The organism is Gemmatimonadaceae bacterium (assembly GCA_035633115.1).
In the GTDB taxonomy this organism is placed as follows: Bacteria; Gemmatimonadota; Gemmatimonadetes; order Gemmatimonadales; family Gemmatimonadaceae; genus UBA4720.
Genome location: DASQFN010000103.1, coordinates 163,854 through 180,238, shown reverse-complemented (window position 1 = coordinate 180,238; position 16,385 = coordinate 163,854). Strand labels below are relative to the sequence as shown.

Below are 16,385 nucleotides of genomic sequence, written 5' to 3'. Positions count from 1 at the left end.
TTCGAAGGTCGTGCCCGCTACTACGCGGTCGTTCGCGGGAAAATTGCTGGTCGGCGCAACCGAGATGTTCCGGGTCTGCGTGAGCGCGCCCGCGGGAATCTCGAGGGAGACAGTAGAGTTGAGGACGCTGAACGATGCGCCCGCGCTCGATACTACGGCGCCTTCCTTGACGGTGACTTCGGCGGAGGCGGTGTGACCTTCGACGGACGCCGTAATCGTCGCGGTTCCAATGGCAACACCGGTCACTACCCCCGCGGCAACCGTGGCTATCGAAGGATCGGACGTCGACCATTCGCTTATCCGATTGGTGAGAGTACTGCCGCCTGCGTCCTTCGGGATTGCCTGAAGTATCTCAGTTCCGTCCGGAACGAGGTCGACCTTGGCCGGCGCGATGCTGACTGTCGCCACCGGAGCCGGAGGGGCCGTGCCCTCCCCGCAACCCATTCCGAAAGCGATGAGCCCCGCTGCAATCTGGAGAGCAATTCGGCGCCTCTGCGCCCGTCCTCGAATCACCGTCACGGCGCGCGCCACCGCATGGCGCGTGATTGGCGCAGAGTATCAGCTCGGGGTCTGCGGGGACGCTGAAAAAATTCCAAGGCTTGCTGAATCCTCAGGGTGAGCGGGAGTTCGAGATGTTAGGAATTCTGCGCTCACCGCGGGGGCGGGCAAGCGTTTTCAGGAGCGAGGTAATTCCCCCCAGTCTAACGTTTGTTCCCGGGTCATTCAACCGCGTTCGGAGCGCCCGTTATGCAGTCTCCCGGGGCAAGAATCGACACTTGCGAACCAGACCAACCAGCAACCCAAAACTGCTACCTTAGTGTACGCAAAATACAATTGGAGCCCCCAATGCTCAGGGAATTCAAGGCTTTCATTCTAAAGGAGAACGTTCTCGCTCTCGCGATTGCCGTCGTGCTGGGTGCGGCGTTCGGTAAAGTCGTGACTGCCGTCGTCGACGATTTCGTCATGCCGATCGTCGCGGCGCTCACTCCAGGGGGATCCTGGCAGAAGGCGACGCTCGACGTTGGCGCGGTGAAGTTCGGCGTCGGCGACTTTCTTTCAGTGTTGCTGAACTTCCTCATAGTGGGCTTCGTGGTCTGGCGTATCAGCAAGGCGTTCGTTCGAGAGACGGCACCGTCGTCCGGTCCACTCACCAAGACCTGTGTCTATTGCCGTATGACGATCGACCCGGAAGCGTCGCGCTGCCCGCATTGCACCAGCGACCTCGGAGCCCTCGGCGGCGTCGCCACGTCACGATTGCCGGCTGGGTGAGGGAGCTCGGGCGGATCAGCCAAGCAGCTCCAGCAGTCCAGCCCATTCGATGTTTCCGCCACTCAGCACTGCCACAGTTTTCCCGCGCGGCTTCACAGCGCCGGTCATCAGTGCAGCAACCGTGATAGCGCCGCTGGGCTCGACAACAAGCTTCATCCGATCGAGCAGATGTCGCATGGCATCAGCCAGCGCGGACTCGTCGACCGCTACCGCGTCATCGATGTATAGCTGATGATGCATGAATGGCAGCGCGCCGATTTCCGATGCCTGCAGGCCGTCGGCAAGGCCACCTGTCTTCTCCAGGCGAACCGGACGTCCCGCTTCTCGTGCGCGGCAGAGCTTTGCGGCGGTTGTAGGCTCGACCGCTATCACGCTCACACCGGGCGCCAGAAGCTTCAAAGCCGTTGACACACCGGCGCTCAATCCACCTCCTCCCACAGGCACCAGGACAGTCTCGACGTCCGGCAAGTCAGAGACAATCTCGAGGCCCACGGTTCCCTGTCCGGCGATGATCGTCGGATCGTCATATGGATGAACGAGTGTCATGCCGTCAGCTTCAGAGATTTCACGAGCCTTGTCCGCGCGCTCGTGGGTCGTCGTCCCGGCCAGCACGATTCGCGCTCCGAGCCTCTCGGCTCCCGCCCGCTTTGCAGCGGTCACGGTCGTCGGCATGACTACCACGGCCGGAATGCCGAAGAGGCGAGCGGCCATCGCAACGCCCTGGCCGTGATTGCCGGAAGACGGCGCAACCACTCCACGAGCCCTCACAGTCGCGTCGAGACTCGCGACAAAGCAATACGCCCCACGGAATTTGAACGACCCGCTGAGCTGAAGTGGCTCGGCTTTATGCCATAATTCGACTCCGAGGCGTTCACCAAGAACGTCGTCGCGCAGCAGAGGCGTACGCACGGCAACCGGCGAAAGCACCTCGGCAGCACCTCTGATGTCGGCTATTGTCACGAGCGATCGTTCCGTTCCGGTTGCGGTCATGCCCCCTCTCGTCAAGCGAAGTGAAACGCCGCGGAATTGTGCATCGGCACACGCAAAATATCCACTCGATCGCTCGTTGACTGGAGAGCACGGCGGCCGTTAACATCATCTGCATGACGCACACTCATGCCCGAACCGTCGAGGCGCCGCGCAAACCGCGAACGTCGACTGCGCGCAAGGCCGACGGCGCAGTATCGCAATTCATCAGGCACCAGTTCCGTCACTTCAACGCCGCAACCCTCGTGGATGCCGCCGACGCGTACTCCGCGCATCTGGAGGACGGCGGCAAGATGTTCATGACGATTGCCGGCGCGATGAGCACAGCCGAGCTCGGAATTTCGCTCGCCGAGATGATCCGTCAGGACAAGGTTCAGGCGATAACATGCACCGGCGCGAACCTCGAGGAGGACATCTTCAACCTCGTCGCGCATGACCACTATGAGCGCCTGCCTAACTACCGCGATCTAACGCCCGAAGACGAGGCTTCGCTTCTCGCGCGTCATCTGAACCGCGTCACCGACACGTGCATTCCTGAAATGGAGGCCATGCGGCGCATCGAGCAGGTCGTGCTCGACGAGTGGATGCGCGCCGATCGCGCTGGAGAGCGGTATTTTCCGCACGAATTCATGTACCGGATTCTTCGCAACGGCTCGCTCGAAGGAAGTTATCAGATCGATCCGAGTGACTCCTGGATGGTAGCCGCGGCGGAAAGGAACCTCCCCATGTTCGTTCCCGGATGGGAGGATTCGACGCTCGGCAACATGTACGCGGCGCACTGCATCGCGGGCGATGTGAAGAAGGTGCACACGGTGCGGACCGGAATCGAATACATGATGGAGCTCGCCGACTGGTACACCGGGGCTTCCACTGACGGATCGATTGGATTCTTCCAGATCGGCGGGGGAATCGCCGGGGATTTCCCGATCTGCGTGGTTCCGATGCTGCACCAGGATCTGCAGCGCGACAACGTTCCGGTGTGGGGCTATTTCTGCCAGATCTCCGATTCGACGACCAGCTACGGATCGTATTCAGGCGCCGTGCCGAACGAAAAGATCACGTGGGGAAAGCTGGCTGTGGATACGCCGAAATTCGTGATCGAGAGCGATGCAACGATCGTCGCTCCTCTGATTTTCGCTCTTGTACTGGGGTGGTAGAGGAGAGCCGAGCGGAAACCGTCACGCTCGGCTCTCTCTCGAGAGTTACTGGGCGGGAGCCTTGTCCGAGTTATTGGACTCGGCAACGGTTTTCCACGTTCCGTCGAACTTTCGCCAGACGATAAGGTATTTGCCTTCATCCTTCACCGGATTGCCTTTCGCGTCAGCATACCCTAGAGAATACTTTCCCGTCTCGTAGGCAACGGTCCCGTCATCCGAGAACTTGATGTCGATTGCTTCGCCCGACATCGCGAGCTGGGGCAGCTTCACGAGATTTTCGAGGTGTTTCCTGATCGCGTCTTTGCCGGTGATCGCGGGTGAGCCCGCCTCCATGTAGACGGCGTCATCGGAGTAGGTCTCGGCAGCCGCAGCCGCATTCCTGGCGTTCACGGCAGTGAAGAATTCTGCGTCCGCCTCCTTGATCGCAGCCTCTTCAGCAGCTCTATGGGCCGGGGGTGTAATGACGCCCTGCGCAGCCATTCCGGTGTCCGCGGTGGTGTCTGCTGGCTTGCTGCAGGCAGTTGTCGTTACAGCGGTTACTGCAAGCATCAAGATGATTCGAGTCTGCATCGGAGCTCCGTGGTTGGTGGTTGTGCAGGTACGCGCAACGGGAAGCGGGTCTTTTACATTCGCTCGAGAAGCGCCTGAAACCGCTTGTCGCTTCGCAGTGAATTCAAATCAGAGTCGTGCTCGATCCACTCCTTGTGGCCGTATCCTTTGTCGATCGCGCGCTCGAGCGTCATGATCGCGTCGTCCTTCATTCCCTCAATGGCATAGACACAGGCGACGTTGTACAGCAGCTGTGGATCTTCCTTGTCGATGACGAGAGATTTGCGCGCCCATTCCAGCGCCTTCTCCTGCTGGCCGAGGTTTGACCAGATCGTCGCGCCGAGGTTGAGCGCCCGGGCGTCGTCGGGGTTCAAGTCGAGCCAGCGCTCGATGACGCCGACAGCCTTGTGCGACGCCTTGCTCGCTTCGTGGATGCGGCCCTGTCCCGCGTACGCCGCCGCGAGGAAGCTCGGAGCCTGGTAATCGTCCGGACGGATTGCCGCAGCTTTCTCGAAAAGCGGCGCCGCCTCGAACCATTGTCCCTGTGCGAGACGCGCGCGGCCGTAGAAGTACGGCGCCTCGTACAGCTTCGGGTCGAGCGTCATCGCAGTCTCGAATTCCTTCATGGCCAGGTCGTACTGCTTGCTCAGCGAAAACGCGAGGCCGCGCGCGGAATGGGCCTCCGCAAGCTGCGGGTCGAGCTGGAGCGCTTTCCTGCTCGCACTGTCGGCCTGCTTCAGGTTCGACTCCCGGGCATCGAAGTACATATAAAGAATCGAGCAGCAGTCGGCGATGCCCGAGTGCGCGAGCGCATACTCGGGGTCGATCTCGATCGCCCTTGTGAACATCTGCCGGGCTGCTTCGATGCTGGTGCGGCGATGTTGATGGAAGTACTGGCGGCCGCGGAGATAGTACTCGTACGCCTCGACGTTCTCCGTCGGCATCTTTTCGATGGCTCGCTTTTCGTCCTCGCTCAGAACCACGCGCAACGCCTTTACGATGTTCTGCGCTATCTCGTCCTGAATCGCGAAGACGTCTTCGATCTCCCTGTCATAACGCTCCGACCACAGCTGGTATCCGTTCGCGACGTTGATGAGCTGAACGCTGATGCGGATTTTTTTCCCCATCCTGCGGACGCTGCCCTCGAGAACGGCCGAGACCTCGAGTGCTTTGCCAATCTCGCGGATGTCTTCCGTCTTGCCCTTGAAGGCAAACGAGGAGGTACGCGACGCAACGCTCAGCGACTTGATCTTCGATAAAGCGTTGATGATCTCTTCCGCCATTCCGTCGGTGAAGTACTCGTTCTCCGGATCGGCGCTCATGTTCGTGAAAGGGAGGACGGCCATCGACTTCACGACCTGGACTCCCTCGGGGACAGTCACAGCAGTGGGAGTCGTGACGGTCTTCACCACCAGAGCCTTCGCGAATTCTCCGGAGGTCGTGTAGCGCCTGGCAGCTTCCTTTGCCATCGCCTTCGAAAGCGCCTCGTCTATCTCATCCGGAACGCCCTCGAGCGCTTCGCTCAGCGACGGCACAGGATCCGTGAATCGCTTCGTGAGAATCGCCTGTGTCGTCGGACCGCTGAATGGCTTGTCGCCGGTGAGCATCTCGTAGAGAACGCAGCCCAGGCTGTACTGATCGCTGCGGCCGTCGATGTCGATTTCGCCCGCGGCCTGCTCTGGGCTCACATATGCGGGCGTGCCGACAATCATTCCGGCCTGCGTCAGCGTATCCGAGCCCGCGACACTCACCGCTTTGGCGATTCCGAAATCCATCACCATGGGTGCGCCCTCGTTCAGCATGATGTTCTCGGGCTTGATGTCGCGATGGACGATGTTCCTGCGGTGTGCGTAATCGAGCGCTCCCGCAACCGCTCTGCCGATGCCGAGGGCATCCTCGAGGGTGAGCTGGCCTTCGCGGTTGAGCTTGTCCCGCAGCGACTCCCCCTCGATGTAGGGCATCACGTAGAACAGGAACCCCTCGGCCTCGCCGGAATCGAAGAGCGGCAGGATGTGCGGATGATTCAGTCGCGCGGCCAGCTTGATCTCGCGCAGAAAGCGGTCCGAGCCGAGTGCCGAGGCGAGCTCGGGGTGCAGAACCTTGACGGCTACCTGGCGGCCGTGGCGGAAATCTTCAGCGAGATACACCGTCGCCATCCCGCCGCGGCCAAGCTCGCGCTCGATCGAGTACCGCGACTCGAGCGCATTCTTGACACTTTCCATCATCTCCGCCAGTTAGCGCTCCATCGAGAGGGCGAAAAAGTACAGTCTCCCACAGGGACGGTAAAGGTAATCCGTAGTTGGCAGTAACAGAAAAGGCCGCCCAAACGGGCGGCCTTTTCCTTCCTCTCAGCGTTACCCGGCCCGGAACGCCGTTACTACCGCCTTGTTTACGGCAGCACCCGAATCCTGATGTTGCGCAGCGAAAGCGTGCCCTCGTGGTCGCCCTGAAACCCTATGTGACCACTCGTCGCCCTGCCGTAGTTCGGATAATCGTTGAATTTGCTTGCCTTAACCTTCGCTGCCCAGTCGGCGCCTCCCAGCTCATACTCGAGAAGCTTCTGGCCGTTGAGCCAGTGCTGAGTGCGCCCGCCCTGAACGACGAGCAGGGTCGAGTTCCACTGATTTGCCGGCTTGAGGATTCCGGCCGGTGCCGGATAGAGACCATAAGCTGCGCCTGCCGCGGTAAGACGATTCTTCCCATCGACATGCCCCGAGTCGTCCAGCAGCTGATACTCTGGCGCGCTCCAGTAGATGTGGTCGTACTCCTCGGTCCCGCGGTAGAAAAGCCCTGCGTTGCCTCCCGGCGAGATCATCCAGTCGAACGCCAGCTGGAAATCTCCGAATTTGTCCCGCGTGATGATGTCTTCAGTGACGGTCGACTTCGTCAGCGTACCGTTGCCCGCGGTCCAGCCGGCGGGCATCGTTTGAGATTTGTAGCCGCGCCACGCACCGACGTTGCTACCATCGACAAGCAAGCGCCATCCGGCGGCGCGCTGGTCGGCGGTCAGGCCTCCGGGTGCCGCCGCGTCACCGGCCTGCACGGTTTCGCTCTGCGACGCGGTGCATGCCGCGAAGAAAAGAATCACGGGAAATACGACCGCCGCGCGAGCCTGGCGCGAATAAGTCATTTCTGTTTTCCTCGGAACGATTCAGACTGACCAGCCGGCGCGATAGTCGCGCGTCAGGTATTGGTTGGCCTCGGGGATGTTCGTGACCTTCATGTTCTCACCATCGTACATGATCTTCCTGCCCTGGCCTGTACGCAGCGCAACGATTCCAAGAAGCATCGTCTCCGTCAGCTGAGCTGCGTACTCCAGCGGGGAACTTGATTTTCCCTGGCCCTTCGCCGCCTTCGCGAAGTTCAGAATATGGCTCCCCTCGATACGCGGGAACGATTTCGGAACGAGCGCTGCCTGTTCCGTGAGTGACACGGGGAACAGCCGGGGGTTGGCGCCGTAGGTGTCGTGCATCAGGATTCCCTTCTCTCCGATGAAGATCACGCCTCCTTCACTCTTGAGAGTGACGTCATCAGGCAGAAGATCTGGTCGCGGCGGATAAAGCCCGCCGTCATACCAGTTCAGCTTCACCGGCGGCTGCGATCCGCACGCGGGGAATTGATAGTGCACTGAAGTGGCCACCGGATACGATACGGGCCTGTACGTCGTTCGCGACGCGGGCGAGCCGGCGGCAGCTGAGGGATCCCCCGGGATGGCCATCGCTCCCCACTGCGTCGATGTCGCTTCGATGCTTATCGGGTACTTTAGACCAAGCGCCCAGTAAGGATGATCGATGAGATGCGCTCCCATATCGCCAAGGGCGCCGACGCCGAAGCCGACCCATCCGCGCCAGTTGAACGGGTGATAGATCTGATGATATGGAACATCCTCGGCGACAGGGCCGAGGTAGAGATCCCATCTGAGTCCGGGGGGAACAGGATACGACCCCATTGCTGAAGCGAGCACACCGTTCACATGGCGGAAGCTCCATGGGTTCCCAAAGGGGCTTGTGCCCGGAGGCGGTGGCGGACCGCCGCTCGGACGTGGAACGCCCTGCGGCCAGTAGACAACCGGGCGATTCGTCCACGCGTGGACTTCGCGCACCGGGCCAATTATTCCCGCCTGAATCCATTCGTTGACCAGGCGAGCGCCCTCGCTCGAGTGGCCCTGGTTCCCCATCTGCGTCACGATTTTCGGATTCGCGCGCGCAAGTCCGCCAAGGACGCGCGCTTCGTGCACTGAATAGGTGAGCGGCTTCTCCACGTAGACGTGCTTGCCGGCATCCATTGCGGCTTTGGTGATCACCGCGTGTAGATGGTCCGGCGTCGCAACCACGACCGCGTCGATGTTCTTCTGCTTGTCCAGCATCTCGCGGAAATCGGCATAACGGGCCGCCTTCACGAACTGCTCCTGCAGCTTGAGACCGTCAGCCAGCTGCTGGCCTTCGCGCGGTTTCCCACTGGAGTCGCGCAGCTTGTCGCCCATGTTCTTGTCGGCGAAAGCCATGTCGACATCAGCGATGGCTACGACGTTCTCGGTTGGCGCAAAACCAAGCGCGACTTCGGCGCCCCGGCCGCCGAACCCGACGATTGCAACGTTCAGCGTGTCGCTCGGGGCCTGATATCCGATGCCGCCCAGCACATGACGCGGCACGATCATGACTCCCAGCCCAAGCTTACCGGTGTTCGCGACGAACTCGCGCCGATTGACTTCTTTACCCGCCATTCCGCTCCTGCTCGAAATCTGAATCGCAATTATGACGTCGCACGGTCAGGTCAGCAACCGATGCTGCCGTGAATACCTCACGGCGCGGTAAGTGCACGTTTCCACTCGTTGTTCAACGGCCATATTCGGTGCATCTCTCCGACAAGGCTCGTTCAACAAGCGTCTGGCGTCGCTCGCCGCGTCAGTCGTCGAGAACGCCGGCGGTACCGTGGTCCATGCAAGCATGAGCGACTTCGACTGCCCGTCATACAATGGAGACGTCGAGGCTAACGAAGGCATTCCTGCGGGCGCAGATCGCGTCCGCTCGAAGCTCATCTCCACTGACGGGTTGATCATCTCCTCTCCCGAGTACAACGCGTCGACACCAGGAATCCTGAAGAACCTCATCGACTGGGTTTTGCGCTACAAGCCGCAGCCGATCAAGGGACGGCACGCGTTGCTCATGTCGGCTTCGCCGTCGATGGCAGGCGGGAACCGAGGGTTGTGGTCATCCCGCATTCCTCTGGAGCATCTCGGCGCGCGCGTCTTTCCCGACATGTTCTCGCTGGCGCAGGCACACGAGGCGTTCGGGGACGAGGGAAAGCTTCGCGACGCGAAGCTGCAAAAATGGTTCGAGGGAACGGTCGACTGCTTTATCGAATCAGTCGAAGCAGCGAAGCACTATCCGGCGATTAAATCGCAATGGATCGAATTTCTGGGCGAGCGGCCGAATCCCGCAACTGAGAGAGTGGAAGTGACCGAGACTTCGCCCGTCTAGCCTGCTGGTTCTCCACTGCTAAGGAAGCGACGGAGAACCTTCGGGGTCGCTTCCTATTCAGTGACGCAATACGTCAGAGTCAGAGACGCGTACCGCGCGCTGACGATGCTCGAAGCGCGCACGCGATGGCCGGGGCTTCACCTTGAAGGTGGTTCCGGCTCCGGGCTCCGAGCTCACGCAAGGGAGTTGAGATATCACTTCAGCCTTCCTACTTTTGAGGCCTTCGTAGCCTCACCTTTACTTGGAGAAGTGAATGCGGAAAGTATTCTCGCTCTCGATGGTGCTGGGTATGGTTTTGTGCGCCCCTGTACTCGGAGCGCAAGCAGGATCGCCGAACACGACGCCTGGCACAGTTTCACGCGTCACGCTTCTGCGCATCACTCCGGGGCATGGCAACATGTTCTGGCAGGATGTCCGACAGCACTCTCTCCCAATCTGGGAAGAGCAGAAGCGAAAAGGCTTGATCACCAATTACTCGGTATCGACAAAGACCACGACCGAAGATCCAGCGGACTGGAACGTCGCATTCGTCCTGACCTACAAGAATTGGGGGACCCTTGATAGCTTCGGGGCGCGGAATGATTCTCTGACTCGTGCCCATTACGGCAGCGCCGAGGCGCGAACTGCCGCCGGCTTGGCAAGGATAGCGCATGCGACTGTCGTGTCGAGCTTGCTGGTCCGGGACCAGACCGTGAATCCCTGGCGTTAGGCGATCTGGAAATTGCGTCATGATTGGGGAGAGCGAAGCAGCTCTCCCCTTTTTTTCGGTCAGATGGAGGCCGTCACGACAAACTCCCCGCCGCAAGGCGGGGGCTGATGCAGGGACGGCGGGATTTGAACCCGCGGCCGAAGCAGTAGCTGAAGGAGAGCATGCGATCTTGCCGAAGGATTGGGTCACTGATACGTTAGCCGGTCGATCCGGATAATCATTGAAGCGTCCTCTGAGAGGAGTCAGCATGCGTCCTTCCGATCTGCTCTGTTGCGCGATTCTTCTCGTCGGCTGTGCGAAGACGGACACCGCCGCGGATTCGGCGACCGCGACCGACACGGCGACGCCGGCGGCAACCGTGGAACCCGCGCCAATCTCGCTGGACCAGATCGCGGGGAAATGGAATGTGCGAGTGCTGTCTGCGGAGACCGGCGACAGCACGCTGACGTCGTACGTGCTCGATGCAAAGGCTGACACAGCGGGCTGGTTGTTCACGTTCCCGACTGGCGCGCCGATTCCGATGCACGTGATGTCGATGGCGGGTGACAGCCTGGTAACGCAAGCGGGGCCGTTCGACAGCCGGCTGCAAAAGGGCGTCAAGGTCCATACGGTCGTTACGTGGCGTCTCCGGGACGGAAAGCTGGTCGGAGCCGTCGTCTCTCACTATGACACCAAGCCCCCGACGACGAGGAACCTGATCGCCGACGGCACGCGGCAGTAGAGCGAAGACTAGGCCGGATTGAAAAACCCCTCGGCCTCACAGGCCGAGGGGTTCTTCATCACCATCAATTTGTTGATAGGTCGGGACGGCGGGATTTGAACCCGCGGCCCCCTGAACCCCATTCAGGTGCGCTACCGGGCTGCGCCACGTCCCGTCGCTATGCTCTGCGAGGAACGTGCAATCTACCCGCCGCCCACAAGCACGACAACTGGCAGCGAAAGTGCAGCAAGCTCACTGCACACCGTGACTCCTTCCTCCGGAGAGAGTCAAAGTCACGGTGCTGACTGTGAAGGAGGACTGTCGGTGTTCGAGCTAATCAAAACCTATTTCGCGTACAGCTCCTGGGCGACAGCCCGGGTTTTCGACGCCCTCGAGCAGCTCACGCCCGAACAGTACACCGAGCCCGGTTGCAGCGGGCACGGGTCTATCCGTGACAATCTCGCACACCTCATGGCGGCCCAATTGCGCTGGCTTTCATGGTTCGACGGCTCGCTGACGGTCACGCTAGCGCAGCAGCTGAACGTAACGGGCGAGTCGATCGACACTGTGGGCAAGGCACGCGAGCGGTGGGCGAGCATCGACACGCAGGCGACCGAATGCGTCAATGGCCTGAACGACGACAAGCTTCGGGACATCTGGACGTGGACTCTCCCAACGGGGCGGTCAGACTCGCTTCCCTTGTGGAAGCTTCTTATGCACGTCGCGAATCACGGAACGCACACGCGTGCGCAGATCATTGCCGCGCTGCGGCGGGCCGGACACACGCCGCCGAACGTCGACTTTCTGAACTATTCGCTGATCAATCGCGGCTGAGTCCGCGGCTCAGCGCCGGTATAGCACGTAGATCGAGACCGCCATGAGCAGATAACCGAACACATGCCTCAGGCCCTGCTGAGGGACTCGCTTGCTGAGGAGAGTCCCGATGATGCTGCCGACCGCCGCCACTGAAGTAAACCAGCCAACGAGACTCCAGTCGATCGTGACGTGGCCCAGGTAGCCGGCGAACCCGCTCAGCGCATTCATCATGATGACGAGCAGCGAAGTCCCGATTGCGAGGCGCATGGGCAGCTTCGCCACCAGCACGAGCGCCGGGACGATAAGAAAGCCACCGCCAATTCCAATGAGGCCTGTCAGGAACCCGACGGCGAGCCCCTCGAGTGCAAGGAAGGTGGTCGTGCGCGCGTCGGAGCTAAGCTCGTACGGCAAGGCCTCCGCCCAGCCTCGCTTCAGTCCGCCGCGCAGCATCAGCACCGAGGCCACCAACCCGATGAGCGCGAAGAGTATCAGCTGAAGCTGAGACGACACATGCTGCGCCAGCCGCGCACCGAGATACGCGGCGATCACCGCAAACGGCCCGAAGATGAGCGCTACTCGGGTTGCGACAGTGCGTTGCCGCAGGTGCGACAGGAATCCGATCATCGCCACGAGACCGACAACGAGGAGACTCATGGCAATCGCCGGCTTCACTGGAACGTGCAGCACGTACACAAGGATTGGCACGGTGAGCACCGAGCCGCCGCCGCCGAGGAGACCAAGGACGAGACCGACGAGCAGGGCGAGGGCGGCACCGAGTGCAGTCATCGTGGAGAATATATGTGCAAACGGCCGCGCATCACTCGATGCGCGGCCGTTGTGCTGTCTGCTGCAGACAGTCTATGGTGCCGTCGTGAACGTCGACGTGAATTGTGCCGCCATCGCGTTCTGCGCCAGATCTCTCACTCCGGTCGTTACAGTGACCGTGTAGTTCGTGTTCGGCGTCAGACCTCCCGTTGGCGTAAAGGTCGCAACATTGCTGGCGGGGGTGTAGCTGACGGTTCCAGTCACAAGAGCGCTCGTCGCGGTGACTCTCACGGTGAACGTCGTCCCCGTGATCGTCGTCGGATCCATTCCCTCGCTGAACGTAATCTGGACATGCGAGTTCACGGTTTGACCGGTTGACAGGTTCGCGGGTGTGACAGCAGTCACCGTCGGAGCCGTCGCATCGGCACCGGCGGTCGTCGTGAAGGTCGAGGTGAACTGCGACGCCAGCGGGTTGCCGGCAACGTCCTCGACAGCCGTCGTCACCGTGACCGTGTAGCCGGTGCTGGCGGCCAGCGGCGATGTCGGCGTGAAGATCGCCATGTTCATTCCAGCGTTATAACTCACCGTCCCGGCGACGGCCGCCGACGGCGACGTAACCCTGAGAGTGAAGGTCGTGCCGGTGATCGTGGTGGCGTCCATCGGCTCACTGAACGTGACGTACACCTTTGTATTCGGCGGCGCATTCGCGCCGCTTGCCGGCGACACAGAAATGACCGTTGGAGCCGTGTTATCAGGTGCCGCCACCGTGGTGAAAGTAGACGTGAACTGCGAAGCCATCGCGTTGCCTGCGACGTCCCTCACTCCGGTTGTCGCCGTAACGGTGTAGCCCGTCCCCGCAGCGAGCGCCACGTTCGGGGTAAACCTCGCCACATTCGTCCCGATCAGACTCACAGCCCCGGCCACAGCTGCGCTCGTTGCCGTGTTCCTCAGCGAGATTGTAGCTCCGGTGATGGTGCCTGCATCCATCGCTTCGCTGAAGGTGATATTCACCACTGTATTCGTGGCGACACCCGTCGCGCCATTGGCCGGCGATACGCCCGTGACTGTCGGTGCTGTATTGTCAATCGCTGGTGCCGTCGTGAAGCCTGACGTGAACGGCGCAGCCATCGCGTTACCTGCGACGTCACTCACCCCCGTCGTTACCGTGAGGCTGTAAGTCGTCCCCGCAGCGAGGGCCACGCTCGGGGTAAACCTCGCCCCGGTAGTGCCAACGGTGGTAACAACCCCGGCAACCAGCGCGCTCGTGCTCGGGTTCCTCAGCGTGATTGTCGCTCCGTTGATGGTATTTGCGTCCATCGCCTCGCTGAAGGTGATGTTTACCGCTGTATTCGTGGCGACACCGGTCGCGCCGTTTGTCGGAGACACAGCGGTCACGGTCGGCGGAACGTTGTCCGTAGTCGTGAACGTCCACGGGTTTGGGACCACGCTGGGCGCAAGCGCATTGCCCGCTACGTCCCTTGCCCCCGTTGTGACCGCTGCGATGTAGCCCGTGCTCGGCGACAGAGGGGCAGTCGGAGTGAACGTTGCTGTGTTCGTGGCGGCATTGTATCCAACACTACCCGCCACCGGCGCGTTCGTCCCGGACACCCTGAGCGTGAACGTCGTCGTGTTGATCGTATTCACGTCCATCGGTTCGCTGAACCGCGCAGTAACAACGGCATTGGTCGCCACCCCGGTCGCCAGGTTGGCGGGCGCAGTCTGGACCAAACGTGGAGCATCGATATCGCCGGTCGTGAATGAGAACTGAACGGCAGTTCCAAGTGAATTGCCCGCCACGTCCCGCACGGTTGCAGCGACTGTAGCCGTGTAGCTCGTTCCTGACGTAAGCGGCGCGTTCGGCGTGAACGTCGCGACTCGCGTTGCCGGATTGTAGACAACCGTACCCGGCACATCCGCTCCGCCCGTCACACGGAGCGTGAACGAGCCCGAGTTGATGGTGTTGGGATCCATCGGCTCACTGAACGTGACGGTGATGTTTGGCGCAGTTGGCGAGACGCCTGCGGCGCCATTCGTCGGAGTCGTGGCGATCACCGTCGGCGCTGCTACGTCCGCGATGGTGAACGCCCAGATGAAATTCGCCGTGAGGCCGTTGCCGCGAGCGTCCTTGGCCCCGGTCGTAACAGTCGCTGTAACGTTGGTCGAGCTCGGCATTGGGCTTGCCGGCTTGAACTCCGCAAGCCGCGTTGTGGCGTTGTATGTAACCGTCCCCGGAATCGCTGCGCCCGTTCCGGTAACCCGCAATGTGAAGGTCGTGGTATTGATCGTCGCGGGATCCATCGGTTCACTGAACGTTGCCGTTGCAGTCGCCCCTGGGGAAACGCCGTTGAAATTGTTTGGAGGCTGGTTGTTGATCACCCGGGGCGGCGTAAGATCGAGTGTCGTGACAGTCGAGGCAGCGGTTACCGGCGATGGCTCGGACAATTCACCCGACGTGCAGTTCGCCGACACCGAGTACTCGTACGTCGCCACTTCAGCGAGGCCGGTATCCGTGAAAGTCGTCCCCGTCGTTTCACCGACTTTCGTCCCGTTTCGAAGGACGTTATAGCTGATGACGCCGTCGCTTTGCGGACTTGGCTGCCAGTCGATGCGTACCGACGTGCCGCCGGCCAGCACCGTCGCCGTCACGTTGATCGGCGTCTCCGGCGACTCCGGCCCCGTCAGCTCGGCGCAGCCCGCAATCGCCAGCGACGTTGCTGAAAAGGCGAACGCGAACAAAACACTATTCTTCATTCCCAGCTGCCTCATTGTCGTTTGGAACGCCGCGCGCATCTAGTTGGTTCTCCGGATTACGATGCGACGGTTTCGCTGTCTGCCGAGTGCTGTATTGTTCGCGGCGACCGGAACGCTGCCGCCGAGGCTCGAGACGGTAATTCGGTCGGCGTTTATGCCCTGGTTGATCAGGAATTCGCGCACCGCCTTCGCGCGGTCGAGACCGAGCGTGACGTTACCTGCCTGCGAGCCGATGTTGTCGGTGTGCGCCTCGATGTTGATCTTGATTCTCTCGCCTTCGTCAGAGACGAGATCCACCGCGAGTCCGTCGAGGAGCGGCTCAGCGTCAGTCCGCCACGCCGGTCTGTTGAAGTCGACCTGAGTGCCGTCGATTGTGAGGAGGACCGTGCCGGCGAGATTGCGCGCGGGCGCGACGGGCGCGGCGGGCGGAGCAGCGGGAGGAATTACCCTTGCCGCCGGCGGAGGCGCCGGCTGTGGCCTGGGCGTAGTCTGCACCGGTGTTGTGCGCTGCGGAGGAATGACCTGGGGGTCGGGACGGATGACGGTCGGCGGACGAGGGTCGGTTTTCCGGACGAGGCCCGGAGATCCGCCCACGAAGAACGATGCACCCATTCCGATGCTGAACGCGGGACCTCCCGATCCGATCTGACTGGACGCCTCGATTTTGAAGGCCTGCCGGCCGCGGATCATCTTCCGAATCCCGCCGCCAATGTTTCCAATTCCGAGACTCCTGCTCTGCTCACAATCGCAGCGGGAATGCGTGTACCTGATGAACTCGTAGCCCGCCCCGACCAGCGCGTAAGGCTGGAAATCGTTGGCGGTGGACATCTGAAGAATGAGTGAAAGTATCGGGGTGAAAGCGAAGAGTGGCGGCTTGTAGTAGGTCGCTTCCTGACTGCTGTAAGCGACACCCAACGCTCCCTGTACGGCGAGGAACCGATTGATGTGGCTCGCGAAGGAGGCCGCACCGCCGATAGCCGAGCGGCCGTCACTCACGCTGTACTCGGTGGAGAGAACGCGGCCCACGACGAGCAATCCAACCTCTCGCGTTCCACCGAGACTCCCGTCGGTGCTCGCGGCAACCGACTGAGAGGCGAGCGTACTTAGTGGAGCTGCCAGACCGAGAATGAGCAGCGAACGGACCAGGCGACGCATCAATTGTCCTTGAAAGCGGTGCGGAAGAGCCAGCGTACAAGAAATGC

At 61.3% G+C, this 16,385-nt stretch carries 15 protein-coding genes and 1 tRNA gene; 6 read left to right on the top strand and 10 right to left on the bottom strand.

Features of this window, described 5'->3' with window-relative positions; translation table 11 throughout:
* The coding region (locus VES88_13860; GenBank protein HYN82575.1) for an Ig-like domain-containing protein at positions 1–519 on the bottom strand (519 nt) is incomplete at its 3' end.
* A 327-nt stretch (positions 520–846) separates the two neighbouring features.
* On the opposite strand from VES88_13860, the gene VES88_13855 reads away from it, so the two are divergent.
* A complete protein-coding gene (locus VES88_13855; protein HYN82574.1) occupies positions 847–1,269 on the top strand; it encodes an MscL family protein in 423 nt (140 codons plus the stop codon).
* A 15-nt stretch (positions 1,270–1,284) separates the two neighbouring features.
* Here the strand turns inward: VES88_13855 and VES88_13850 are convergent, their stop codons facing one another.
* Positions 1,285–2,259, bottom strand: coding sequence for a threonine/serine dehydratase (locus VES88_13850; GenBank protein ID HYN82573.1), 975 nt, complete (start codon positions 2,257–2,259; stop codon positions 1,285–1,287).
* A gap of 113 nt (positions 2,260–2,372) precedes the next feature.
* Between VES88_13850 and VES88_13845 the strand changes: the two genes are divergently transcribed.
* On the top strand, positions 2,373–3,413 hold the full coding sequence (locus tag VES88_13845) for a deoxyhypusine synthase family protein (GenBank protein ID HYN82572.1): 1,041 nt from the start codon (positions 2,373–2,375) through the stop codon (positions 3,411–3,413).
* Positions 3,414–3,458: 45 nt separating this feature from the next.
* Here the strand turns inward: VES88_13845 and VES88_13840 are convergent, their stop codons facing one another.
* The 4 genes from VES88_13840 to VES88_13825 all read right to left on the bottom strand — a co-directional run bounded on the left by VES88_13840 (position 3,459) and on the right by VES88_13825 (position 8,685).
* Positions 3,459–3,983 carry an SgcJ/EcaC family oxidoreductase gene (locus VES88_13840; protein ID HYN82571.1) on the bottom strand — a complete coding sequence of 175 codons (525 nt, stop codon included), beginning with the start codon at positions 3,981–3,983 and terminating at the stop codon, positions 3,459–3,461.
* Positions 3,984–4,036: 53 nt separating this feature from the next.
* Positions 4,037–6,187 carry a protein kinase gene (locus VES88_13835; GenBank protein ID HYN82570.1) on the bottom strand — a complete coding sequence of 717 codons (2,151 nt, stop codon included), beginning with the start codon at positions 6,185–6,187 and terminating at the stop codon, positions 4,037–4,039.
* Between the two features lie 164 nt (positions 6,188–6,351).
* Positions 6,352–7,092 carry a DUF1080 domain-containing protein gene (locus VES88_13830; protein ID HYN82569.1) on the bottom strand — a complete coding sequence of 247 codons (741 nt, stop codon included), beginning with the start codon at positions 7,090–7,092 and terminating at the stop codon, positions 6,352–6,354.
* Between the two features lie 21 nt (positions 7,093–7,113).
* Complete coding sequence (locus VES88_13825) at positions 7,114–8,685, bottom strand: Gfo/Idh/MocA family oxidoreductase (protein ID HYN82568.1); 1,572 nt, start codon at positions 8,683–8,685, stop codon at positions 7,114–7,116.
* A gap of 91 nt (positions 8,686–8,776) precedes the next feature.
* Here VES88_13825 and VES88_13820 point away from each other — a divergent pair, with 91 nt between their 5' ends.
* The 3 genes from VES88_13820 (at position 8,777) to VES88_13810 (ending at position 10,872) form a co-directional block, all read left to right on the top strand.
* On the top strand, positions 8,777–9,442 hold the full coding sequence (locus tag VES88_13820; protein ID HYN82567.1) for an NAD(P)H-dependent oxidoreductase: 666 nt from the start codon (positions 8,777–8,779) through the stop codon (positions 9,440–9,442).
* A 253-nt stretch (positions 9,443–9,695) separates the two neighbouring features.
* Positions 9,696–10,151, top strand: coding sequence for a hypothetical protein (locus tag VES88_13815; protein HYN82566.1), 456 nt, complete (start codon positions 9,696–9,698; stop codon positions 10,149–10,151).
* Between the two features lie 247 nt (positions 10,152–10,398).
* The gene (locus tag VES88_13810; GenBank protein HYN82565.1) at positions 10,399–10,872 is read left to right on the top strand and encodes a hypothetical protein; all 474 of its coding nucleotides are present in this window, start codon (positions 10,399–10,401) and stop codon (positions 10,870–10,872) included.
* Between the two features lie 80 nt (positions 10,873–10,952).
* Here the strand turns inward: VES88_13810 and VES88_13805 are convergent.
* Positions 10,953–11,026 (bottom strand) — tRNA-Pro (locus tag VES88_13805).
* 149 nt (positions 11,027–11,175) lie between these two features.
* On the opposite strand from VES88_13805, the gene VES88_13800 reads away from it, so the two are divergent.
* Positions 11,176–11,685 carry a DinB family protein gene (locus VES88_13800; protein HYN82564.1) on the top strand — a complete coding sequence of 170 codons (510 nt, stop codon included), beginning with the start codon at positions 11,176–11,178 and terminating at the stop codon, positions 11,683–11,685.
* A gap of 9 nt (positions 11,686–11,694) precedes the next feature.
* Here VES88_13800 and VES88_13795 read toward each other — a convergent pair whose 3' ends face one another.
* The 3 genes from VES88_13795 to VES88_13785 form a co-directional block, all read right to left on the bottom strand.
* Positions 11,695–12,453 (bottom strand): sulfite exporter TauE/SafE family protein, encoded by a 759-nt coding sequence (locus VES88_13795; GenBank protein ID HYN82563.1) that lies wholly within the window; start codon positions 12,451–12,453, stop codon positions 11,695–11,697.
* 72 nt (positions 12,454–12,525) lie between these two features.
* Positions 12,526–15,183: an Ig-like domain-containing protein gene (locus VES88_13790; protein HYN82562.1), complete on the bottom strand. Its 2,658-nt coding sequence runs from the start codon at positions 15,181–15,183 to the stop codon at positions 12,526–12,528.
* Positions 15,184–15,222: 39 nt separating this feature from the next.
* Complete coding sequence (locus VES88_13785) at positions 15,223–16,338, bottom strand: OmpA family protein (protein ID HYN82561.1); 1,116 nt, start codon at positions 16,336–16,338, stop codon at positions 15,223–15,225.
* Positions 16,339–16,385 lie beyond the last annotated feature (47 nt).